Origin of the sequence: Arthrobacter cupressi, from assembly GCF_900099975.1 — a bacterium.
Classification (GTDB): Bacteria; Actinomycetota; Actinomycetes; order Actinomycetales; family Micrococcaceae; genus Arthrobacter; species Arthrobacter cupressi.
On record NZ_FNEI01000010.1, the window covers coordinates 80620 to 101410 of the forward strand.

The window sequence follows — 20791 nt, forward strand, 5'->3', positions numbered from 1 at the left end:
CTAAGCTGGAGGCAATGAAACTTCTTGAACAGCTCTCCGGCATGTCCTTGACCGGCCCGGACGGCGGCTCCCCCGAGCCGGACGATATTTATACCCGCTTCGTTGAATGGACGGAAGGCCGGGGGCTCCGGCTGTACCCGGCGCAGGACGAGGCCATCATGGAGCTGTCCGCGGGCGGGAACGTCATCCTGGCCACGCCCACCGGGTCCGGAAAGTCGCACGTCGCCATTGCGGCGCACTTCGCGGCGATGGCCCGGGGGGCCCGCAGCTACTACACCGCCCCGATCAAGGCCCTCGTGTCGGAGAAGTTCTTCGCCCTGTGCGACATCTTCGGCGCGGAGAACGTCGGTATGATCACCGGCGATTCGGGCGTCAACCAGGACGCCCCGATCATCTGCTGCACGGCCGAAATCCTGGCCAACATCGCGCTTCGCGAGGGATCCGCCGCGGATCTGGGTGCCGTGATCATGGACGAGTTCCACTTCTATGCCGATCCCCAGCGCGGCTGGGCGTGGCAGGTCCCGCTGCTTGAACTGCCGCAGGCACAGTTCCTGCTGATGTCCGCCACCCTGGGCGATGTGAGCCGTTTCGAAAGCGGCCTGACGGAGCTCACGGGACAGCCGACGGCGACCGTCAGTTCCGCGGAACGTCCTATTCCGCTGCACTACTACTACCAGGAGACCCCGGTCCACGAGACCCTCGAAGAACTGCTGGAAACCCGGCAGGTCCCGGTGTACGTGGTGCACTTCAGCCAGCTGGAAGCGATCGAGCGCGCGCAGAACCTTATGAGCATCAACATGTGCACCCGCGAGGAAAAGGACCGCATCGCGGAGCTGATCGCCGGGTTCCGTTTCGCGGCCGGCTTCGGCAAGACCCTGAACCGCCTGGTGCGGCACGGGATCGGCGTCCACCATGCCGGAATGCTGCCGAAGTACCGCCGCCTGGTGGAACAACTGGCGCAGGCCGGACTCCTGAAGGTCATCTGCGGCACCGATACCCTCGGCGTCGGGATCAACGTGCCGATCCGCACGGTGCTGCTCACCGCGCTGAGCAAGTACGACGGCGTCCGCACCCGTCTGCTGAACTCCCGCGAGTTCCACCAGATCGCCGGGCGGGCCGGCCGCGCGGGCTACGACACCGCCGGCACCGTGGTGGTGCAGGCCCCCGAGCACGTCGTGGAGAACGCCAAGGCGATGGCCAAGGCCACCGCGAAGTTCGGCAACGACCAGAAGAAGCTGCGCCAGGTGGTCAAGAAGCGCCCGCCCGAAGGTTTCGTCTCGTGGGGCCAGCCCACGTTTAACAAGCTGGTGGAGTCGGTACCGGATCCCCTGTCCTCGAGCTTCACCATCACGCACGCCATGGTGCTGAACCTCATGGAACGCCCGGGCGATCCGTTCGTGGCGGCCCGGCGCCTGCTGAGCGAAAACCACGAAACCCGGCCGGCGCAGCTGAAACTGATGAAAAAGGCCCTGGGGATCTGTCGGGAACTGCTTGCCGCCGGCGTCGTGGAACGCGTGCCGGAGGAGGAGCAGGAGCAGGAAGGCCGCTCGCTGCGGCTGACCGTCCACCTGCAGCCGAACTTCGCCCTCAACCAGCCGCTTTCCCCATTCGCGCTGGCGGCGCTCGAACTGCTCGATCCGGAGTCGCCGTCGTACGCCCTGGACGTTGTCTCCGTGATCGAGGCGACCCTCGAAAAGCCGCGGCAGATCCTTTCCGCACAGGAGAAGAAGGCCCGCGGCGAAGCCGTGGCGGCGATGAAGGCGGACGGGGTCGAGTACGAGCAGCGCATGGCGATGCTCGAATCCGTCAGCTACCCGAAGCCGCTCGCCGGGATCCTCGGCGACGCGTTCGAGGTGTACCGGCGGGCCGCTCCCTGGGTGGGCGACTTCGAACTGGCTCCCAAATCGGTGATCCGGGATATGTACGAGCGCGCCATGAATTTCGGCGAATTCGTCCAGTTCTACGGCCTTGCCCGCTCCGAAGGCATCGTGCTGCGCTACCTGGCGGACGGGTTCCGCGCGCTGCGCCAGACCGTTCCACAGGACGCCCTCCGGGACGACCTGGAAGACCTCATCGCCTGGCTGGGTGAACTCGTCCGCCAGGTGGATTCCTCGCTGCTGGACGAGTGGGAGGAACTCACCTCGGGCGCCGCACCCACACCGCACGACGCTCCCCCGCCCCCGCCTCCGGCCCTGACATCCAACATCCGCGCGTTCCGCGTGATGGTCCGCAACGAGATGTTCCGGCGCGTGGAACTGTTCGCGGCGGAGGACTCGGACGCCCTCGGCGAGCTCGACGCCGGCAGCGGCTGGGACGCCGCCCGCTGGGAGGAGGCGCTGGATGACTACTTCGACGAACACGACGACATCGGCGACGGTCCGGATGCCCGTGGCCCCGGCCTGTTGATCATCACCGAGGAGCCCGGGCTCTGGCGGGTGCGGCAGATCTTCGACGACCCGGCGGGCAACCACGACTGGGGCATCTCCGCGGAAGTAGATCTCGCCGCGTCCGACGAAAGCGGCACCGCCGTGGTGACGGTGACAGGCGTCGACAGGCTCTGAGGTTCCGGTGGGTGGGTGGGGCCACGCTGGCGAGGGCCCTGAGTCGAGCGCAGCGAGGCTTGGGAGCCGGTGGGGTTTAGTAAGCTCGGACTCATGAGTGTGATCCGCCCCGCAACCCCCGCCGACGTTCCCGCCATCCTCCGGATGATCCACGAACTGGCGGTGTACGAAAAAGAGCCGGACGCCGTGAAGAACACGCCTGAGATGCTGCACAGTGTGCTGTTCGGCGACAACCCGCGCGTGTACGCGAACATCTCGGAGAACGACGCCGGCGAGGTCAGGGGTTTTGCGCTCTGGTTCCTGAACTACTCCACCTGGGAAGGCGTGCACGGGATCTACCTCGAGGACCTCTACGTCACCCCCGAGGCCCGCGGCGAGGGCCACGGCAAGGCGCTGCTCCAGCATTTGGCCGCCACCGCCGTCGAGAACGGCTATGCCCGGGTGGAGTGGAGCGTGCTGGATTGGAACGAACCCTCGATCGCCTTCTACAGGAGCCTGGGTGCCGTGCCGATGGCCGAATGGAGCACCTTCCGCCTCACGGGCGACGCCCTCGCGGCGTTCGGCGAGAAGAGCCTGGCCCGTGGCTGAGGCATTCGCCGCCCTCACGGCCGGAAGCCCGGCCGTCACCCGGTCCGCTGGCCACACCGTTGCGGGCCGCCACGAGTTCCGGGGCGTCCGGACGGTGGAGCACTTCTTCACCGTCCCCCTGGACCATGCGCAGCCGGGCGGCGCGGAGATCACCGTGTTTGCCCGGGAGTATGTGTCCGCGGAGCACACTGATGCCGAAGCCGCGGCCTTGCCGTGGCTGCTGTTCCTGCAGGGCGGGCCCGGCGGCCGCGGCAACCGCGCCACCTCCTTTTCCGGGTGGATGAAGGCGGCGGCCCGTGATTTCCGGATCCTCATGCTGGACCAGCGCGGCACCGGCCTGTCCGCCCCGGTGGACCGCAATACCCTTCCGTTGCAGGGCAGCGCCGCGGAGCAGGCCGCCTACCTGGCCCTGTTCCGGGCCGACTCGATCGTGGCCGACGCCGAACTGATCCGGGCCGCACTTGGCGCCGACCCGTGGACCGTGCTGGGCCAGAGCTTCGGCGGTTTCTGCGCCCTGAGCTACCTTTCCTTCGCCCCCTCCGGGCTGAAGGAAGTCCTCATCACCGGAGGTCTGGCGCCTCTCCACGGCCCGGCGGAGCGTGTCTACCGCGCAACGTTCCAGCGGGTGGCAGCACGCAATGCGGAGTACTTCGGCTGGTACCCGGAGGACCGCGAACGGGTCACACGGATCGCCCGCCACCTGGCACGGCACGAAGAACTCCTGCCGGACGGCAGCCGCCTCACGCCGGAGCGCTTCCAGATGGTCGGCGCCTTCCTGGGCGGCAACACCCGGGTGGATGCCCTGCACTACCTCTTGGAGGACGCGTTCGTGGACACCCCGGCGGGCGAACGTCTCTCCGATGCGTTCCTGGAGCAGGTCCGTCCGCAGGTGTCGCGGGCGGCCAATCCCCTGTATGCCGTGCTGCATGAGTCGATCTACGGCCAGGGCGCCGCAACCGACTGGGCGGCTTGGCGCGTGCTGGAGGAGTTCCCGCAGTTCCGGCCGGACGCCGCCGAACCGTTGCTGACCGGCGAGATGGTGTACCCCTGGTACTTCGAGCAGGACCCCGCCCTGCAGCCGCTGCGCGAGGTCGCCGAATTGCTCGCCGCAAAACAGGACTGGGCCCCGCTGTACGACCTGGAGCAGCTGGCCGCGAACACAGTCCCGGTTGCCGCGGCGGTCTACAAGGACGACATCTACGTCGACTATGAGCTGTCGATGGAGACCGCCGCGGCTGTCCGCGGCCTCCAGGCCTGGACCACCGCTGATTTCCACCACGACGGCATCGGCGAGGACGGCGAAGGGATCTTCCGGCGCCTGCTCGGCATGGTCCGCCCCTGATGGCGGCGATCCTGAAGGCAGCGATCCTGCTCAGGCGGCCGCGGCGGGTTGCTTCCGGACCATCCGGAACAGCACAGCGGCGATAACGACGCCGGCGAGCAGGCCCGCGGCCAGGTTCAGTCCCGGATAGCCCAGCCAGGCCAGAAGCACCCCGGAGAATCCGCCGCCCACGGCACCCGCGGCGCCCATAAGCGTGTCCGAAACGCCCTGCACGGTAACCCGCTGCTCCTGCGGCACGCTCTCGGCCAGCAGCGTGGAACCGGCGATGGTCGCGGCCGACCAGCCCAGACCCAGGATCACCAGGCCCGCGGTGACGGCCACGGGCTCATGCTGACCGAAGCCCGCAACGCACGCCGCGCCGATCAGCAGCACGTAGCCCAGCGCGATGGTCGGCAGACGGCCGGTCTTGTCGGTGAGCCAGCCCATCAGCGGCGAAAGCGCGAACATGCCGGCGATGTGGAGCGAGATGGTGAAGCCGATGATGGTTAGCGCGTCCGTACCCACATGGTGCGTTCCGTGGTGTCCGGTCAGCGAACCCTCCACCAGTTGCTGCAGGTGCAGCGGAGTCATGGACATGATGCTGACCATGATTCCGTGCGCCGCCACCACGGCAGCCAGTGCCAGCAGGGACATCGGCGAGGAGCGGACGGCCTTCAGGCCCAGCGAAAGGGAACGGCGGCGCGGGGACGGAGCGCCGCCGTCGGGCTCCGCACCGCCCAGGCGGCGGGCGAGCAGCAGCGGGTCCGGGCGCAGGCCCGCGAGGAGCAGGCCCGACGCGAGCAGGAGGCCGGCCACGGAGAAGATGAACGGGCCGGCCGTGGCCGGAAGCCCCAGCGCCTGCCCGACGGCGGCCCCGGGCTGGATCAGGTTCGGTCCCGCGACAGCGCCGACCGTGATGGACCAGACCACAGTTGACAGGTCGCGTCCGCGGTGTTCGGGCTCGGCGAGGTCGACCGCGGCGAAGCGGGCCTGAAGGTTTGCGGCGGAGCCAAGGCCCAGCAGTGCGCCCCCCAGGAGGAGCAGCACGAAACTTCCGGCGGTGGCCGCGACGATGACCAGGAGTGCGCCGAACATCGCCGCGAGCAGGCCCGTGACGAGACCGATGCGCCGGCCTCGGCGCTCCGCGAGTCCCGCCAGGGGCAGGGCGGCGACCGCCGCCGCGAGCGTCAGGACGGTGGTCACCGAACCTGCCCAGGCCTCGGAGCCGCTGAGTTGCACCGCGAGCAGCGAGCCGATGGCAAGAGTGGCACCGTTGCCGATCCCACTGAGCAGCTGCGCGGCGCTCAGGAGAACAACGGAGCGGCGCTGGACCGCCGCCGGGTCGATGGTTTCCGTTCGAGTCAATGCCACCAACCGAGCATATCCCCGCGACGCCCCGGCGGCGTCCCCGGAAACGGCGGAACCCCGGTCACATTGGTGACCGGGGTTCCGAAAGAGGCGGGACGGCGTTAGTCGTCCTTGCTGTGTTAGTCGACGTCGCTGAGGCTCTTGCGGGAGTCCTCTTCGAGGCGGGCGTCCAGCTTGGACTGCTTGGCCGCCGGGCTGAGCAGGCTGGCCACCACCGCGATGATGATGGTGCCGATGATGACTGCCAGGGAGACGAAGGTGGGGATCTCCGGGGCCCACTCGATGTGGTGGCCGCCGTTGATGAACGGCAGCTCGTTGACGTGCATCGCGTGCAGCACCAGCTTCACGCCGATGAAGGCGAGGATCACGGACAGCGCGTGCTTCAGGTAGACGAGGCGGTTCATCAGGCCGCCCAGCAGGAAGTACAGCTGGCGCAGGCCCATGAGGGCGAAGATGTTGGCCGTGAACACGATGAAGGCGCTCTGGGTGAGGCCGAAGATCGCCGGGATGGAGTCAACAGCGAACAGGAGGTCGGTCATGCCGATGGTCACGAAGACGATCAGCATGGGGGTGAAGACCTTCTTGCCGTCGACCGTGGTGCGCAGCTTGCCGCCGTCGAACTTTTCGGACATCGGCAGGACCTTGCGGAGCCTGGCCACCAGCGGGTTCTCGGCGCCTTCTTCTTCGTCGTGGCCGTCATCCTTGGCCTGCTTCCAGGCGGTCCAGAGCAGGAAGGCACCGAAGATGTAGAACACCCAGCTGAACTGTTCAATGACCACGGCGCCCAGGGCGATGAAGATGCCGCGCAGGATCAGGGCGATGATGATGCCCACCATCAGCACTTCCTGCTGGTATTTCCGGGGTACGGCGAAGCGGGCCATGATGATGATGAAGACGAAGAGGTTGTCGATGCTCAGGCTGTACTCGGTGACCCAGCCGGCGACGAACTGGCTGCCGTGCTCCACCCCGGCAAAGGCGAACATGGCGCCGGCGAAGGCCAGGGCGAGGGCGACGTAGAAGGCCACCCACAGGCCGGCCTCCTTCATGGAGGGCTCGTGCGGCCGCTTAATCACCAGCAGGAGGTCAACGAGCAGGATGATTCCGAGGACGACGAACGAGCCGACCTCGAACCAGACGGGAAGCTGCATGGAAAAATGCCTTTCGCAGGGTACGTCGATGCGGTGTAAGTCTCTCCGGCCTGCCGGCGCACTTTGTGCTGATTTGGCGGCCCGCTGCGTCCGGCGAGGCATCTGTGCCTGGCGTGTTGACGGACGTAGCGCTCGGGATACTCCCCTACGTTCCCACCACTTTACCCTAGGCGTGCCCGGCCGACTGCATTTGACGCAGCTCCCGCTTCAGTTCACCTACCTCGTCGCGCAACCTTGCGGCGATTTCGAACTGCAGTTCCGCGGCCGCGGAATGCATCTGTTCGGTGAGCTGTTCGATGAGTCCCACGAGGTCTTCGGCCGGGGCCGCGGCGAGTCCGTCGCTGCGCACGATGGCTGCGCCCTTCTTGGCCCCCTTGGCACCCGGTTTGGCGGCCGAGGTGATGCCGCGCTTCCCCTTGCCGTAGTCGAAGTTCCCCAACAGGGCAGCGGTGTCGGCGTCTTCGCGGGCCAACTGGTCCGTGATGTCCGCGATCCGTTTGCGCAGCGGCTGGGGGTCGATGCCGTTTTCGGTGTTGAACTTCACCTGGATGTCCCGGCGGCGGTTGGTTTCCTCGATGGCGTGGGCCATCGAATCGGTGATCCGGTCCGCGTACATGTGCACCTGGCCGGAGACGTTTCGCGCGGCACGGCCGATCGTCTGGATCAAGGAGGTGGACGAACGCAGGAAGCCTTCCTTGTCCGCGTCCAGGATGCTCACCAGTGACACTTCGGGCAGGTCCAGGCCTTCGCGGAGCAGGTTGATGCCGACCAGGACGTCGAACACACCCATGCGCAGCTCCCGCAGCAGTTCCACGCGGCGGAGGGTGTCCACGTCCGAGTGCAGGTACTGGACCTTGACGCCGTGGCCGAGCAGGTAGTCGGTGAGGTCCTCGGCCATCCGCTTGGTGAGGGTGGTGACCAGGACCCGTTCGTCCCGTTCCACCCGGGTGCGGATCTCGCCGAGGAGGTCGTCGATCTGGCCCTTGGTGGGCTTGACGACCACTTCGGGGTCGATCAGGCCCGTGGGGCGGATGATCTGCTGTACGTACCCGTCCGCCTTGCCGAGCTCGTACTTGCCGGGGGTCGCCGACAGGTAGACGGTCTGGCCGATGCGTTCGAGGAACTCGTCCCATTTCAGGGGCCGGTTGTCCATGGCCGAGGGCAGCCGGAAGCCGTGGTCCACCAGGGTGCGCTTGCGGGACATGTCGCCCTCGTACATGGCGCCGATCTGCGGCACGGTCACGTGGGATTCGTCGATGACAAGCAGGAAGTCGTCTGGGAAGTAGTCCAGCAGGCAGTGCGGTGCGGTGCCGGAACCGCGTCCGTCGATGTGCCGGGAGTAGTTCTCGATGCCGTTGCAGAATCCCATCTGCTGCATCATTTCGAGATCGTAGGTGGTGCGCATGCGCAGGCGCTGGGCCTCGACCAGCTTGTTCTGGCCTTCCAGCACCTTCAGCCGTTCGGCCAGTTCGTCCTCGATGCCCTTGATGGCCCGGCTCATCCGTTCGGGGCCGGCGACGTAGTGGGATGCCGGGAACACGTACATTTCGGTTTCTTCCCGGATGACCTCCCCGGTGACCGGGTGCAGGGTGTAGATGTTCTCCACCTCGTCCCCGAAGAACTCGATGCGGAGCGCCAGTTCCTCGTACATCGGGATGATTTCAACCGTATCGCCGCGCACCCGGAAGGTGCCGCGGTGGAAGTCCATGTCGTTGCGGGCGTACTGCATGGAAACGAACTTGCGCAGGAGGTCGTCCCGGTTCATCTCGGCACCCTTGCGCAGGGTCACCATGCCGGCGATGTACTCTTCCGGGGTTCCCAAACCGTAGATGCAGGACACGGTGGCGACCACCACCACGTCGCGGCGGGTCAGCAGGGCGTTGGTGGCCGAGTGCCGGAGGCGCTCCACCTCCTCGTTGATCGAGGAATCCTTTTCGATGAAGGTGTCCGTCTGCGGGACGTAGGCCTCGGGCTGGTAGTAGTCGTAGTAGGAAACGAAGTATTCCACCGCATTGTTCGGCAGCAGTTCCCGGAATTCGTTGGCCAGCTGCGCCGCGAGGGTCTTGTTCTGGACCAGCACCAGGGTGGGCCGTTGGACCTGCTCGACGAGCCAGGCCGTGGTGGCGCTCTTGCCGGTACCGGTGGCACCGAGCAGCACGACGTCCTTTTCACCGTTGTTGATGCGTTCCGTCAGCTCCGCGATAGCGGCCGGCTGGTCGCCGGCGGGCTGGAACTCGCTGACCACCTCGAAGGGCGCGACGACTCGGTTGATTTCCTGGGCGAGGCTCATGGAACAAATCTACCCCTGCCCGCGGACAGTTACTGTCCGCGTTCCGGCGGCGGTTTAACCGGACCCCGTGGCAGGATGTCGCCATGGAAATCACCTTTCTACAGCCCGAGGGCCTGGTCCGCAGCCCCGCCTTCAGCCATGCGGCCGTGGTGCCGGCAGGTGCCGCGACCATCTACGTAGGAGGCCAGAACGGCGTGGACGCCAGCGGCACCGTCGTCTCGGACGATGTGGCCGAGCAGTCCCTCAGGGCGGTGGCGAATGCCCGGCTGGCCCTGGAAGCGGCCGGGGCGTCGCTGGCCGACGTCGTGCAGTGGTCGGTGCTCCTGCACGTCGACGCCGATCTCGGCGCCGCCTACGGTGCCATCGCCCCGCAGCTCGCCCGGGCAGGAGCCCCTCCCCTTGTCACGGCGGCGCGGGTAGCCGGGCTGGGCGTTCCCGGGGCCCTCATCGAGGTGAGCGCCATCGCCGCCGTTCTCCCGTGACGCTTCCCGCGCTTCGGCGTCAGGAGTACGACGGCGGCCGCCAGCCGGTGTTTTCGGCCCACGCTTCCATCCGGGGTTGCGCCTGTTCGGTGAACCAGGGTTCCTTCGCCTCGGCGTATCGGGCGGTGCCCGCGTCATCGGCGAACTGCGCGGCCAGTCTTTCCTTCTCCACGGCGTAGCTGGCCCGGGCCTCCGCGTCGGAGCGCAGCCAGTCCCGGAAGAGCAGGGCAAACCGCCAGCCCGGGCTGCCTGCCACGCGGACATGGATGTTGGCGGGCTGCCCCGGGTCCGCGTTGGCATGGAGCCGCTTCTGCCAGAGCGCCGGGTCCTCGGATCCGGGTTTCGCGGTGTCCCGCCAGGTACCGGGCACCGGGGGGAAGCCGGCTGCGCCGAGCGCGGGGGCGAGGGCATCCGCCGTCGCGAGCGAGTCCACGGTGAGCTGCAGGTCGATGACGTTCTTGGCGTGCAGTTCCGGGACCGCCGTCGAGCCGATATGGTCGACGGCGAGCAGTTCGGGCGCCGCCTTGCGGATCCGCGCGGCGAGGCGTTCCGCCACGGCAGGCCAGGCGGGGTCGGGCGGCAGCAACCGGGCGCCGCCGGGACGTTCCGCGCGGCGGCCCGAGGCGAGGTTTTCGGCGAAAGGCAGCAGTCGTTCCTCCCACAGGCGGTCCACCTGCGCGAGGATCCCGTCGCGGGAACCGGAGTTTTCCAGGACCACGTCCGCCGCCGCCAGCCGTTCGGCCCGTGATGCCTGCGCGGCGATCCGGGAGCGCGCCTCGGCTTCCGCCATGCCGCGCAGGGACGTCATCCGGTGCACGCGGAGCTCTTCCGGGGCGTCGACCACGACCACCAGGTGGAAGCTGCTGCCCTGTCCGGTTTCGACGAGCAACGGGATGTCCTGGACCACGATCTCTCCGGCGGCCGCCTCTTCCAGCAGTTCCGCGGCACGCCCGCGGACCAGCGGGTGGACGATCCCGTTGAGGACTTCGCGGCGGCCGGGGTCGGCGAACACGATGCCGCCCAGCCGCGCACGGTCCAGGCGGCCGTCCGGATCCACGATGTCCGGGCCGAAGGCCTCCACGATCCGGCGGAGGCCTTCGGTGCCTGGCTCCACGACTTCGCGGGCGATCACGTCGGCGTCGACCAGCACCGCCCCGAGTTCCCGGAACCGCTGGGCCACCAGGGATTTTCCGGAGGCGATCCCGCCCGTCAGTCCGATTTTCAACACTCCTCCACCTTAAACTGGCTCAGTGCCAGAACAAGAGAGCCGGGCCACGGCGTACACCACCCTTGCGGCCGGCGGGGACCTCCGGCATGAACTCGAGATCAAACGCTCCCGCTTCATCACCGTGCTGCGGCGTTCCGCGGACGAGGACACGGCCCGGTCCCTCGTCGCGGATCTGCGCAAAGAGTTCCACGACGCCCGGCACCACTGCTCGGCTTTTGTGCTCGGAGCCGACCGCGACATCCAGCGTTCCAGCGACGACGGCGAGCCCTCCGGCACGGCCGGCATTCCCATGCTGGAGGCCCTGGTCAAACGCGAGACCCTGCCCGGGGTGAGCGACCTCAGCGACATCAGTGCCGTCGTCGTGCGCTATTTCGGCGGGATCCTGCTGGGCGCCGGCGGGCTGGTCCGCGCCTATTCCGAATCGGTGTCCTCGGCGCTGGACGCCGCTCCCCTGGTCCGGCGGAGCCGGCTGCGGATCTGCGCCGTGCCGGTCCCGCATGCCCGGGCCGGGCGCCTGGAGAACGAGCTCCGGGCGGCGGGCTTCGTGATGGCCGACAGCAGCTACGAGGCCGAAAACACCGTGCTCCGGCTGGCCTTGCCGGACAACGCTGCGGATATCGCCGACGCCGGTGCCCGCCTGGCCGCCCTGACGGCGGGCAGCGCCGGGCTGCTGCCGCAGGGAACGGAATGGATCGATACCGCTTCATAACCGCGTAGGCGTTAAACGGAAGGCGCCCCCTCCGACTGGAGGGGGCGCCTTCGTGGCTATTCAGCTGTTCCCGTGCGGGACAACGGAATTAGTTGCCGGTGAGCTTCTCGCGCAGTGCGGCGAGGGCCTCGTCCGAAGCCAGGGTGCCCGAGGAAACCTCGGAAGCAGCCGGCTCGGAGGAGTAGCTGGTGGCAGCGGACTCGTTGTCGCCGGAAGCGGCGGCAGCGGCGTCGTCAGCAGCGTGCTGGGCAACCTGCTTCTTGTGGGCTTCCCAACGTGCCTGGGCGTCAGCGTACTGCTGCTCCCATGCGGCGCGCTGTGCTTCGTAGCCTTCGAGCCATTCGTTGGACTCGGGGTCGAAGCCCTCGGGGTACTTGTAGTTGCCCTCTTCGTCGTACTCGGCGGCCATGCCGTACAGAGCCGGGTCGAACTCGGTGCTGTCGGCGTCAACGCCCTCGTTCGCCTGCTTGAGGGAGAGGGAGATGCGGCGGCGCTCGAGGTCGATGTCGATGACCTTGACGAACAGTTCGTCGCCAACGGAGACAACCTGCTCAGCCAGTTCAACGTGGCGGACAGCCAGCTCGGAGATGTGGACCAGGCCTTCGATGCCGTCTTCGACGCGAACGAACGCACCGAACGGAACGAGCTTGGTGACCTTACCCGGAACAACCTGGCCGAGGGCGTGGGTGCGGGCGAAGGTCTGCCACGGGTCTTCCTGCGTAGCCTTGAGGGACAGGGAGACACGCTCGCGGTCGAGGTCCACTTCGAGGACCTCGACGGTGACTTCCTGGCCGACCTCGACAACCTCGGACGGGTGGTCGATGTGCTTCCAGGACAGCTCGGAAACGTGGACGAGGCCGTCTACGCCGCCCAGGTCCACGAAGGCACCGAAGTTGACGATGGAGGAAACAACGCCGGGACGGACCTGGCCCTTTTCCAGCTTGTTGAGGAAGGTGGAGCGGACCTCGGACTGGGTCTGCTCGAGCCATGCACGGCGGGACAGCACAACGTTGTTGCGGTTCTTGTCCAGCTCGATGATCTTGGCTTCGATCTGCTGACCGATGTACGGAGCCAGGTCGCGCACGCGGCGCATTTCGACGAGCGATGCGGGGAGGAAGCCGCGCAGGCCGATGTCGAGGATAAGACCACCCTTGACGACCTCGATGACGGTACCGGTGACAACACCGTCTTCTTCCTTGACCTTCTCGATGTCGCCCCAGGCGCGCTCGTACTGAGCACGCTTCTTGGAGAGGATCAGGCGGCCTTCTTTGTCTTCCTTGGTGAGCACCAGGGCTTCGACCTGATCGCCGACGGCGACAACTTCGCCCGGGTCAACGTCGTGCTTGATGGAAAGCTCGCGGGAGGGGATGACACCTTCGGTCTTGTAACCGATGTCGAGCAGAACTTCGTCGCGGTCGACCTTGACGACGGTGCCTTCGACGAGGTCACCGTCGTTGAAGTACTTGATGGTGGCGTCGACTGCTGCGAGGAAGTCCTCGGCGGTGCCGATGTCGTTGATCGCGACGACGGGGGCACCGGGCTTCTCGGTGGAGGTGATGGTCATGTAGTAGGGGCTCCGTTGTGGATAGTATGTCGGTCAGGCAAACCGCCCGCCGCCCGCTTCCGGGCTCCGGGACGCAGCACAAGGCCGGGTCATCCTGAATTGTGGATTGTATTGATCGCGTGCACGTAGTACACGCCCGTTTATTCTAGTGGTACGCGCCAAGCCCGGTCAAAATCGCCCCGCGCCGCCTGGACAGGTGGCTAGAAGTGCGTGGCGCAATGGGCGGGACGTTCGACGGCGAAGAGCTGCTGGGCGCGGAACGCCGCCCCGGGCACGTGCTCCCGGATGCGCCCGGCTGCCAGCAGCGTGAGCGGGCTAACGGCACCGAGGTAGATCGAGCCCAGGTCGGCTACGTCGAGGGACAGCTCCGCTGCCGCTCCCTCCGGGGCCGGGAGTACCACCACATTGCTCCCGGAGGCATCCAGCACCCAGCGGCCGTCAGCGTGTCCGAGTCCGTCGGCGACGTCGAGCACCAGCCGGTCCTTCGCCGCGTAGCTCCTGGCGGACAGCGCCCCGGCAATGTCCAGGACCCGCAGCCACAGCATGTCCCGGTTGTCCGTATCAGTGACGCAACGCGGGTCGGACAACGCCCAGGCCAGCGGGTCGTTGACCGGAGCATCCTGCCAGCTGACCTGTTCCACGAGGTCGATGCTGCCCAGGAACTGCCACAGCTCCAGGTACGCGGCGTCGGTTCCGGCCACGAGGTCCAGCACGTCCACGGTGTAGGGCTTGCTGTCCCAGCCGGCGAACTTGTAGGAAACGTACCCGTCCACGGTGCCATTGGCGTCGTAGTGCAGGGCGCATTTGACGGCACCGTCCTTCTGGTCGTCCCGGCCCAGTTCGCCGGACGCGCGCTGGCGGTAGGACTCCTGCCGCACGATCGATCCCGGGGTGCTGTGGTGGGCCTGCTCGAAGACGGCCGGCGCCAGGTCCAGCAAGACCTCGGGGTCCGCTACTTCCACGCTGCCCACGGGCTCGTGCCGCAGCCGGAACTTCGGGCCGGTGTCCACCTTGATGCTCCGTTCGAAGGTGGCGACGCCGAAACCGAAGCGGCCGTAGATGGAGGCTTCGGAAGCGGTAAGGGCGGCCATGGCGGTTCCGGCGGCCTTCGCCGTGGCGAGATCCTCTTCCATCATCCGCCGCAGGAGGCCCTTGCGTCGGTGCGTACCGCGCACCGTGACGGAGGTGATCAGGTGGGTGCGCAACTGCCGGCCGAAGCCGATGTTCAGCTCCTTTTCGAAGCTGCCGAACGTTGCCACCGGATGCGCGGCGTCCAGGGCGTGGGGCGGGGTGATGCCTGCCAGGTAGGCGCCGGTGAGCTCCCGGCCGTCGGCCAGATGCATCGCGATGATTCTGTCGATGAATTCATCGCCCCGCTGTTCCTCATGGAAACCGTGCCCTACGGCGCGGATCCAGTCGCGCGCCCGGGGGTAGCCGGGTTCGTCCCTGGGTGCGGAATGGAAGCGTTCGATGACGTAATTTTCGATGGGATCTGCCACCCCATGTAGCCTGCCAGACGCGCGCAGGGCGCGCCACCATTCCGGCGGCGCGCCCTGCGCGCGGTTCCCTGCGGGCCGTGCGTCAGTGGCCGGCGTCGTGCCAGCTGGTCCCGACGCCGATCTGGACGTCCAGCGGAACGCTCAACTGTGCTGCCGAACCCATCTGTTCAGCCACCAGCTTTTCAACTGCCTCCCGCTCGCCCGGGGCGACCTCGAGGACGAGTTCGTCGTGGACCTGCAGGAGCATGCGCGACTTCAGGCCCTGGCCGGCCAGTTCTGCGGACACGCCGAGCATGGCGCGCTTGATGATGTCCGCGGCCGAGCCCTGGATGGGCGAGTTCAGGGCGATGCGCTCGGCCAGTTCGCGGTGCTGCCGGTTGGTGCTGGTGAGGTCCGGCAGGTACCGGCGGCGGCCCTCGATGGTGGAGGTGTAGCCGTCAACGCGGGCCTGTTCGACGACGCCGCGCAGGTAGTCGCGCACGGCGCCGAAGCGGTCGAAGTAGTCCTTCATCAGCGAGCGGGCCTCGTCCACCGAGATTTCCAGCTGCTTGGACAGGCCGAACGACGTCAGGCCGTACGCCAGGCCGTAGGACATGGCCTTGACCTTGGAGCGCATGGCGCTGGTGACGTCTTCCGGTGCCACGTTGAAGATATGCGAACCGACGTAGCGGTGCAGGTCTTCGCCTTCCTTGTAGGCCTGGATCAGCCCTTCGTCGCCGGAGAGGTGGGCCATGATGCGCATTTCGATCTGCGAGTAGTCGGCGGAGAGCAGGCATTCATAGCCTTCGCTGACCACGAAGATCCCGCGGACCCGGCGGCCTTCCTCGCTGCGGACCGGGATGTTCTGCAGGTTCGGGTTGTTCGAGGAGATGCGACCGGTGGCGGCAACGTTCTGCGCGTAGTCGGTGTGGATGCGGCCGTCCTCGGCCACCGACTTCTTGAGGGTCTCCACCATCTGGGCGAGCTTGGAGGATTCGCGGTGGGCCATGAGCTGGACCAGGAATTCATGCCCGGTCTTTTCCAGGAGGGCCTTCAGCGAGGCCGCATCCGTGGTGTAGCCGGACTTGATCTTCTTGGTCTTCGGCAGCCCGAGCTCTTCGAAAAGCACGGTCTGCAGCTGCTTGGGCGAACCCAGGTTCACCTCGTGCCCGATCGCGGCGAACGCCTGTTCCTGGGCGTGCTGGACCACCTTGGAGAGATCGGCGAGCTGTTCGTTCATCCGGTCCAGGGACACGCCGATGCCGGCCAGTTCCATGTCCGCCAGCACCCGCGCGACGGGCAGCTCGAGGGTGGTCAGCAACGCACCCGCCTGCCGGTCGCTGAGTTCCTTTTCGAAGTGCTTGCTGAGGGTGTGCACGACGGCGGCCTGCCGCACGAGCTCCGTGGCGGCGGCGCCGTCCGGGCCGTCCCCGAGGTCGAGCTCGAGCTGCCCGGACGCGGACACAGCGGGAGCCAGGGCGATCTTCAGGTGGTGCTGGGCGAGCTCCGCCAGCTCGTAGCTGCGGCGGTCCGGTTCGATGAGGTACCCGGAGATGGCGGTGTCATCCACCACGCCTTCCAGGCCGAGGCCCCGGTAGTACAGGGCCTTCAGGGCGGCCTTGAACTCGTGCATCACCTTGGCTTCTTCGGGGTCCTGCAGCCAGGCGGCGAGCACGGACTCGGCGGCGGCATCGAGCCTGGACAGTTCCACGAAGGCTGCCCCGTTGGCCCGCACGACCGCGAGGGCCTCGGCGTCGTTCCCGATGCGCCCGGGGGCCAGCTGCACGGCCAGCGCGGACCGCATCCCGGAGCCGGCCGCGAAGAATTCCTGCAGCCCGGCGGCGTCTTCCAGGACGGCAAACTCCGGCGCCTCGATGGTGTCCGGGGCTTCGCCGGCGGTGTCGGAGCCGTAGAGGTCGAACAAGCGCGTGCGGAGTGTCTTGAATTCGAGTTCGTCGAAGAGTTCTTCGATCTCCTTGCGGATGGGCCGCGGTTCTTCGAGGTCCCCCAGGCCGACCGGGAGGTCCAGGTCTTTCAGGAGGTGGTTGAGGCGCCGGTTCCGCTTGACGGCGTCGATGTTTTCGCGAAGGGCCCCGCCCACCTTGCCGCCGATGGCGTCCAGGTTTTCCAGGATGCCTTCGAGGCCGCCGTAGAGGTTGATCCATTTGGCTGCGGTCTTGGGCCCGACGCCGGGGACGCCGGCGAGGTTGTCCGCGGACTCCCCCACCAGGGCGGCGAGGTCCGAGTAGCGTGACGGGGCGACAAAGTACTTTTCCTCGATGGCGGCGGCGTCCATGCGCGGGATGTCGGAGACGCCCTTCCGGGGGTACAGCACGAAGACGTTGTCCGTGATGAGCTGGAAGGAGTCGCGGTCGCCTGAAACGAGAAGCACCTCGAAGCCGGCCGCCTCGCCCTGGGCCGCGAGCGTGGCAAGGATGTCGTCCGCTTCGTAGCCGGGCATCTTGATGGTCGTGATGCCCCAGGCGTGCATGACGCGTTCGATCAGGCCGATCTGGCCGCCGAACTCCGCCGGGGTCTCGTTGCGGCCGCCCTTGTATTCGCTGTACTCGGCTTTGCGGAAGGTGGTGTCGTCCGAGACATCGAAGGCCACGGCCACGTGGGTCGGCTTTTGGTCGCGGATGAGGTTGATCAGCATCGAGGTGAAGCCGTGGACGGCGTTGGTGTGCTGGCCCGCGGAGGTGGCGAAATTTTCGGCCGGCAATGCGTAGAAGGCGCGGAATGCCATCGAGTGCCCGTCGAGCACCAGCAGCCGGGACCGCCCGCCGGCGCTGGTTCCCGGAACGGCGTCCGGGCGGGTGGCGGTGGGGGCCGGCACAACGTCCGCTGTTCCGGCGACGGGGATTTCGATGGATGGGTCTTCGATGGCCTGGTTTTCGACGGTACCGGCCGGTTTGGTTGTTTCGCTCACAGGTGCCAGCCTAGTTGCCATGATGGACAATTTCACGCCGGGCAGGTTCACCGAAGAGCTCATCGCCGCCGGGGTGCCGCAGGAATACCACGGCTGGCTGGAGCGCTACGGCGTGGGCGCGCTGGTGGTGAAGATGGGCATCAAATTCCTGGAGCTGGGACCGGAGCGCTCAGTCGCCACGATGCCGGTGGAAGGAAACACCCAGGTCGCCGGGATCCTGCATGGCGGCGCCCATGTGGTGCTGGCCGAAACCCTGGGATCCTTCGCCGCGTCCTTGCATGCCGGGTCCGGACGCCACGCGGTCGGGATCGAAGTGGGCGCCACCCACCACCGTTCGGTGGCCGCCGGCCTGGTGACCGGTACGTGCACGGCCATCCACCTCGGCGGCACCCTGGCCACGCACGAGGTGGTCATGACGGACGAGGCCGGCCGGCGGCTGTCCACAGCCCGCATCACGAACATGATCCGGGACAACCGGGGCCACTAAGCAAAACAGCCACCCGACGGCGGCTGCCGTCCCTATCGTTCGGCGCCGCCGGGCACGCGGTACCGCAACTCCACGGCCGCCCCGCCGATGGTGCGCGAGGACAGCAACTCGAGCGGCGCCGTCGGGCCGTCCACGGGGAGCAGTTGCTTGCCCGAGCCGAGGGCCACCGGAATCAGGGTGACGATGATCTCGTCCAGGAGCCGGGCCCGCGCGAACTGGGCGACGAGGTCTCCGCCGCCCACCAGCCACACGTTGCGGCCGGCCGCGCTGTCGATGAGGTCCTGGCCGAATTCGGCGACGTCGCCGCGGACGAAGGTGACGTCCGCCCCTTCGGGGGCCGAGTATTCGCGGTGGGTGAAGATCCAGCAGGGCAGGTCCGGGTAGGGCCATTTGCCGGGTTCGTGCCTCAGCAGCCAGCGGTAGGTCTGGCCGCCCATGACAACGCAGCCGACGCCGGACATGAACTCTTTGTAGCCCTCGCCGACCCCCTCGGTACTGTCGAACTGCAGGAGCCAGCCAAGGTCGTCGTCGGCGGTGGCGATGAAGCCGTCAAGGGACGATGCCACGTAGTACTGGAAAGCAGACATGGCCCCAGCGTACTCACCCGGGCGCGGGGTTCCCAGAGGCCGGATTGCCGTACTCGACCCGGACGCTGCCGTTGTCCGGAAGCACCACCACGCGGCCGTCCTTCAGCGTCCAGCCGTCGTTGAGCAGGAAGATCCGGCCGCCGCTGACCACCAGAAGGCGCAGCCCGCTGTAGCGGTAGAGCGGCGCGGCCGTGGTGCCGGCGGCCGATTCCAGCACGTTCGGCGCCGACACCGCGAGGCGCTCCTTGCTGTAGACGACGGCGGTGGGCAGCAGCGCGGACCGCTCCTGGTAGTCGACGGCGGCACCGCGTCCGAGCGCCTGGGCGTAGTCGGCTGTGCCCCAGAACAGGAGCAGGGTCACCAGGACGAACATGAAGGCACGCTCAAGTCCGCGCGGCGTCAGGACGGGGCTGCGGCCGGTGCGCTGCACGGTGCGCCGGCGCAGGGCCACACCCCAGCTGCCGATGAGCAGCCCGCCGGCAATGAGATAAGGAACGTAGAGGAGGGTGCGGTCCGGCTGGGACACGGTGACGATCCACATCGCCGCGGCAAACAGGTAGCCCGCAGCGGCCATCACCATGGCTCCGTGCCGCACCGTGCGGGGGTAGCGGCCACCGGCAATGACCTTGTTGAGCGCGCGGTCCGCCATCAGCCAGGCGAGGCCGATCAGCGCCAGCCAGGCCAGCGGACGGAAGAGGGACTGGATGCTTCGCAGGATGAAGTCCTGCACGGAATAGCCGAAGAGGCTCACGTCCAGGCCCATCGATTTCGCCTGCGCATCGCTGCGGGCCCAGCCGAAGTAGACGAGCAGCGCCGTGGCCACGGTGAGCGGCGGGCCGATGACCGAGAGGACTTCCAAGGTGCGCTGCCAGCGGGTGTCAGGCAGTCCCCTGCCGGCGTCCTGCGCTGGTTCCTCCCCGCTCACGGACCGTCCGTTCCGGTGCTGCCGTCAGTTCCGGTGCTGTCTTTTCCCGTGTCACCGGACGGCGCGGGGCTCTCCGGTCCCGGGGACTCTGTCCCGCCTGGTCCAGTGGTGCCGGTCCCACCGCCGGTGGGCGCGCCGTCGTCGTAGAAGAACTGCACCTCGCCGGGCGCCTCCAGGGTGTCCTCAATCGAAATGGCGATCGAGTCCTTGTCCCCGGCCGGCGGGGTCTTGAAGTAGAAGGGGCCATAATCGCCGTCCACGCTGCGGATCTCCACACCGGATTCCTGGCCGTCGATCCGGACCCCGGAGACACGCACGTAGTAGCCGTCGAGCCGAACCCACGTGCCTCCGGCCCGCGGACCGGAAGGCCGGTCCAGGCCTGGCACCGGGACGAAGTTTTCGTCAACCACTGTCAGGCCGCTGAGCCGCCGCGGGCAGGCTTCCCCGCTGCCCGGTTCCAGCGCCACCGGAGCGGCCGGGTTGCTGTTGTGGTACTCGACGGCGCTCCGGGCGACGGCGAGGACGGCCAGTTCCAGGCAACGGCCTTCCGGGAGCGGCTGGACAGCGGCCAACGCGGACGACGCGTCCTGCCAGTGCGCCGCGGTCCCGTCCCGCAGGGCGTAGCAGACGGCGCCGGCGGCCCGCCAGACGTCCTTGAAGGTGGTGCCGTCGACGCCGTCGCGGAGCTGGTCGCAATCACGGCCCTGCGCGAACAGGTACATCCGCCCTTCCTGGGGATCGTTGGGGCCGATCGGACCGATCGGGATCCATCGGAGCACCGGCGCCGCGGAAGGAGGCGGAACGTCAGGGGCGGGTGGTCCCGGCACGGGCCGGACGGTGGGCTCCAGCGGGGACGGTTCGCTGCCGCCCGTCCCGGACGTGGTGAGGCCGGGAGTCTGCTGCGTTCCGGCGCTTTCGCTTGCAGCAGGCGGACCGCACGACACCAAGGCGAGGGCTGCCACGGCAGCCACGATCACCGGTAGGAAGGTTCCGGCAGCGCCGGTCCGCCTCGGCCGTCCGAACATGGCCCCACACCTGCCCCAGGGCGGCGCAATGGCCCCCGGACAGGGGGCCGGTCAGCTTGCGCAGCTACACAGCAGATTATTCTCCCGAATGGACTGAACAG

16 protein-coding genes are annotated in these 20791 nt (G+C 67.7%); 6 read left to right on the forward strand and 10 right to left on the reverse strand.

From position 1 onward, the window contains the following. Window positions 1–14: 14 nt before the first annotated feature. From BLP88_RS12560 to BLP88_RS12570, 3 genes are all read left to right on the forward strand, one after another. A complete protein-coding gene (locus BLP88_RS12560) occupies window positions 15–2561 on the forward strand; it encodes a DEAD/DEAH box helicase (RefSeq protein WP_074589652.1) in 2547 nt (848 codons plus the stop codon). A gap of 93 nt (window positions 2562–2654) precedes the next feature. Then, window positions 2655–3149, forward strand: coding sequence for a GNAT family N-acetyltransferase (locus tag BLP88_RS12565; RefSeq protein ID WP_074589653.1), 495 nt, complete (start codon window positions 2655–2657; stop codon window positions 3147–3149). Beyond that, window positions 3142–4491 carry an alpha/beta fold hydrolase gene (locus BLP88_RS12570; RefSeq protein ID WP_074589654.1) on the forward strand — a complete coding sequence of 450 codons (1350 nt, stop codon included), beginning with the start codon at window positions 3142–3144 and terminating at the stop codon, window positions 4489–4491. The genes BLP88_RS12565 and BLP88_RS12570 overlap by 8 nt, the downstream gene beginning before the upstream one ends. Before the next feature lie 30 nt (window positions 4492–4521). On the opposite strand, the gene BLP88_RS12575 is transcribed toward BLP88_RS12570, so the two are convergent. The 3 genes from BLP88_RS12575 to uvrB form a co-directional block, all read right to left on the reverse strand. Beyond that, window positions 4522–5841 carry an MFS transporter gene (locus BLP88_RS12575; protein WP_074589655.1) on the reverse strand — a complete coding sequence of 440 codons (1320 nt, stop codon included), beginning with the start codon at window positions 5839–5841 and terminating at the stop codon, window positions 4522–4524. Window positions 5842–5957: 116 nt separating this feature from the next. Beyond that, window positions 5958–6986, reverse strand: a complete 1029-nt coding sequence (locus BLP88_RS12580; protein ID WP_074589657.1) for a TerC family protein — start codon at window positions 6984–6986, stop codon at window positions 5958–5960. A gap of 166 nt (window positions 6987–7152) precedes the next feature. Continuing rightward, entirely contained in the window at window positions 7153–9276 is a 2124-nt protein-coding gene (uvrB, locus tag BLP88_RS12585; protein ID WP_074589659.1) for an excinuclease ABC subunit UvrB, read from the reverse strand. 83 nt (window positions 9277–9359) lie between these two features. Here uvrB and BLP88_RS12590 point away from each other — a divergent pair, with 83 nt between their 5' ends. Beyond that, window positions 9360–9758 (forward strand): RidA family protein, encoded by a 399-nt coding sequence (locus BLP88_RS12590; protein WP_074589660.1) that lies wholly within the window; start codon window positions 9360–9362, stop codon window positions 9756–9758. 19 nt (window positions 9759–9777) lie between these two features. On the opposite strand, the gene coaE is transcribed toward BLP88_RS12590, so the two are convergent. After that, window positions 9778–10986 (reverse strand): dephospho-CoA kinase, encoded by a 1209-nt coding sequence (gene coaE / locus BLP88_RS12595; RefSeq protein ID WP_074589662.1) that lies wholly within the window; start codon window positions 10984–10986, stop codon window positions 9778–9780. A gap of 22 nt (window positions 10987–11008) precedes the next feature. Here coaE and BLP88_RS12600 point away from each other — a divergent pair, with 22 nt between their 5' ends. After that, window positions 11009–11695, forward strand: coding sequence for an IMPACT family protein (locus tag BLP88_RS12600; RefSeq protein ID WP_074589664.1), 687 nt, complete (start codon window positions 11009–11011; stop codon window positions 11693–11695). An 88-nt stretch (window positions 11696–11783) separates the two neighbouring features. On the opposite strand, the gene rpsA is transcribed toward BLP88_RS12600, so the two are convergent. From rpsA to polA, 3 genes are all read right to left on the reverse strand, one after another. Next, window positions 11784–13259: a 30S ribosomal protein S1 gene (gene rpsA, locus BLP88_RS12605; protein WP_074589665.1), complete on the reverse strand. Its 1476-nt coding sequence runs from the start codon at window positions 13257–13259 to the stop codon at window positions 11784–11786. A gap of 200 nt (window positions 13260–13459) precedes the next feature. After that, on the reverse strand, window positions 13460–14758 hold the full coding sequence (locus BLP88_RS12610) for a GNAT family N-acetyltransferase (protein ID WP_074589667.1): 1299 nt from the start codon (window positions 14756–14758) through the stop codon (window positions 13460–13462). Between the two features lie 82 nt (window positions 14759–14840). Beyond that, window positions 14841–17483, reverse strand: coding sequence for a DNA polymerase I (gene polA, locus BLP88_RS12615; protein ID WP_245679863.1), 2643 nt, complete (start codon window positions 17481–17483; stop codon window positions 14841–14843). 202 nt (window positions 17484–17685) lie between these two features. Here polA and BLP88_RS12620 point away from each other — a divergent pair, with 202 nt between their 5' ends. Next, window positions 17686–18153 (forward strand): hotdog fold thioesterase, encoded by a 468-nt coding sequence (locus tag BLP88_RS12620; RefSeq protein WP_074589670.1) that lies wholly within the window; start codon window positions 17686–17688, stop codon window positions 18151–18153. A gap of 32 nt (window positions 18154–18185) precedes the next feature. On the opposite strand, the gene BLP88_RS12625 is transcribed toward BLP88_RS12620, so the two are convergent. From BLP88_RS12625 to BLP88_RS12635, 3 genes are read right to left on the reverse strand one after another with little or no spacing between them, the layout of a single operon-like run. Beyond that, a complete protein-coding gene (locus tag BLP88_RS12625; protein WP_074589672.1) occupies window positions 18186–18740 on the reverse strand; it encodes a dihydrofolate reductase family protein in 555 nt (184 codons plus the stop codon). Window positions 18741–18753: 13 nt separating this feature from the next. Further along, window positions 18754–19665 carry a hypothetical protein gene (locus BLP88_RS12630; protein ID WP_245679857.1) on the reverse strand — a complete coding sequence of 304 codons (912 nt, stop codon included), beginning with the start codon at window positions 19663–19665 and terminating at the stop codon, window positions 18754–18756. After that, window positions 19662–20690 carry a hypothetical protein gene (locus tag BLP88_RS12635; RefSeq protein WP_139163383.1) on the reverse strand — a complete coding sequence of 343 codons (1029 nt, stop codon included), beginning with the start codon at window positions 20688–20690 and terminating at the stop codon, window positions 19662–19664. The genes BLP88_RS12630 and BLP88_RS12635 overlap by 4 nt, the downstream gene beginning before the upstream one ends. Between the last annotated feature and the right edge of the window lie 101 nt (window positions 20691–20791).

What these genes read in the sequence shown, in the direction of transcription:
- BLP88_RS12560 (WP_074589652.1), top strand. Translation starts at nt 15, where the DNA reads ATGAAACTTCTTGAACAGCTCTCCGGCATGTCCTTGACCGGCCCGGAC.
- BLP88_RS12565 (WP_074589653.1), top strand. Translation starts at nt 2,655, where the DNA reads ATGAGTGTGATCCGCCCCGCAACCCCCGCCGACGTTCCCGCCATCCTC.
- BLP88_RS12580 (WP_074589657.1), bottom strand. Translation starts at nt 6,986, where the DNA reads ATGCAGCTTCCCGTCTGGTTCGAGGTCGGCTCGTTCGTCGTCCTCGGA.
- uvrB (WP_074589659.1), bottom strand. Translation starts at nt 9,276, where the DNA reads ATGAGCCTCGCCCAGGAAATCAACCGAGTCGTCGCGCCCTTCGAGGTG.
- BLP88_RS12590 (WP_074589660.1), top strand. Translation starts at nt 9,360, where the DNA reads ATGGAAATCACCTTTCTACAGCCCGAGGGCCTGGTCCGCAGCCCCGCC.
- rpsA (WP_074589665.1), bottom strand. Translation starts at nt 13,259, where the DNA reads ATGACCATCACCTCCACCGAGAAGCCCGGTGCCCCCGTCGTCGCGATC.
- polA (WP_245679863.1), bottom strand. Translation starts at nt 17,483, where the DNA reads ATGGCATTCCGCGCCTTCTACGCATTGCCGGCCGAAAATTTCGCCACC.
- BLP88_RS12620 (WP_074589670.1), top strand. Translation starts at nt 17,686, where the DNA reads ATGATGGACAATTTCACGCCGGGCAGGTTCACCGAAGAGCTCATCGCC.
- BLP88_RS12625 (WP_074589672.1), bottom strand. Translation starts at nt 18,740, where the DNA reads ATGTCTGCTTTCCAGTACTACGTGGCATCGTCCCTTGACGGCTTCATC.
- BLP88_RS12635 (WP_139163383.1), bottom strand. Translation starts at nt 20,690, where the DNA reads ATGTTCGGACGGCCGAGGCGGACCGGCGCTGCCGGAACCTTCCTACCG.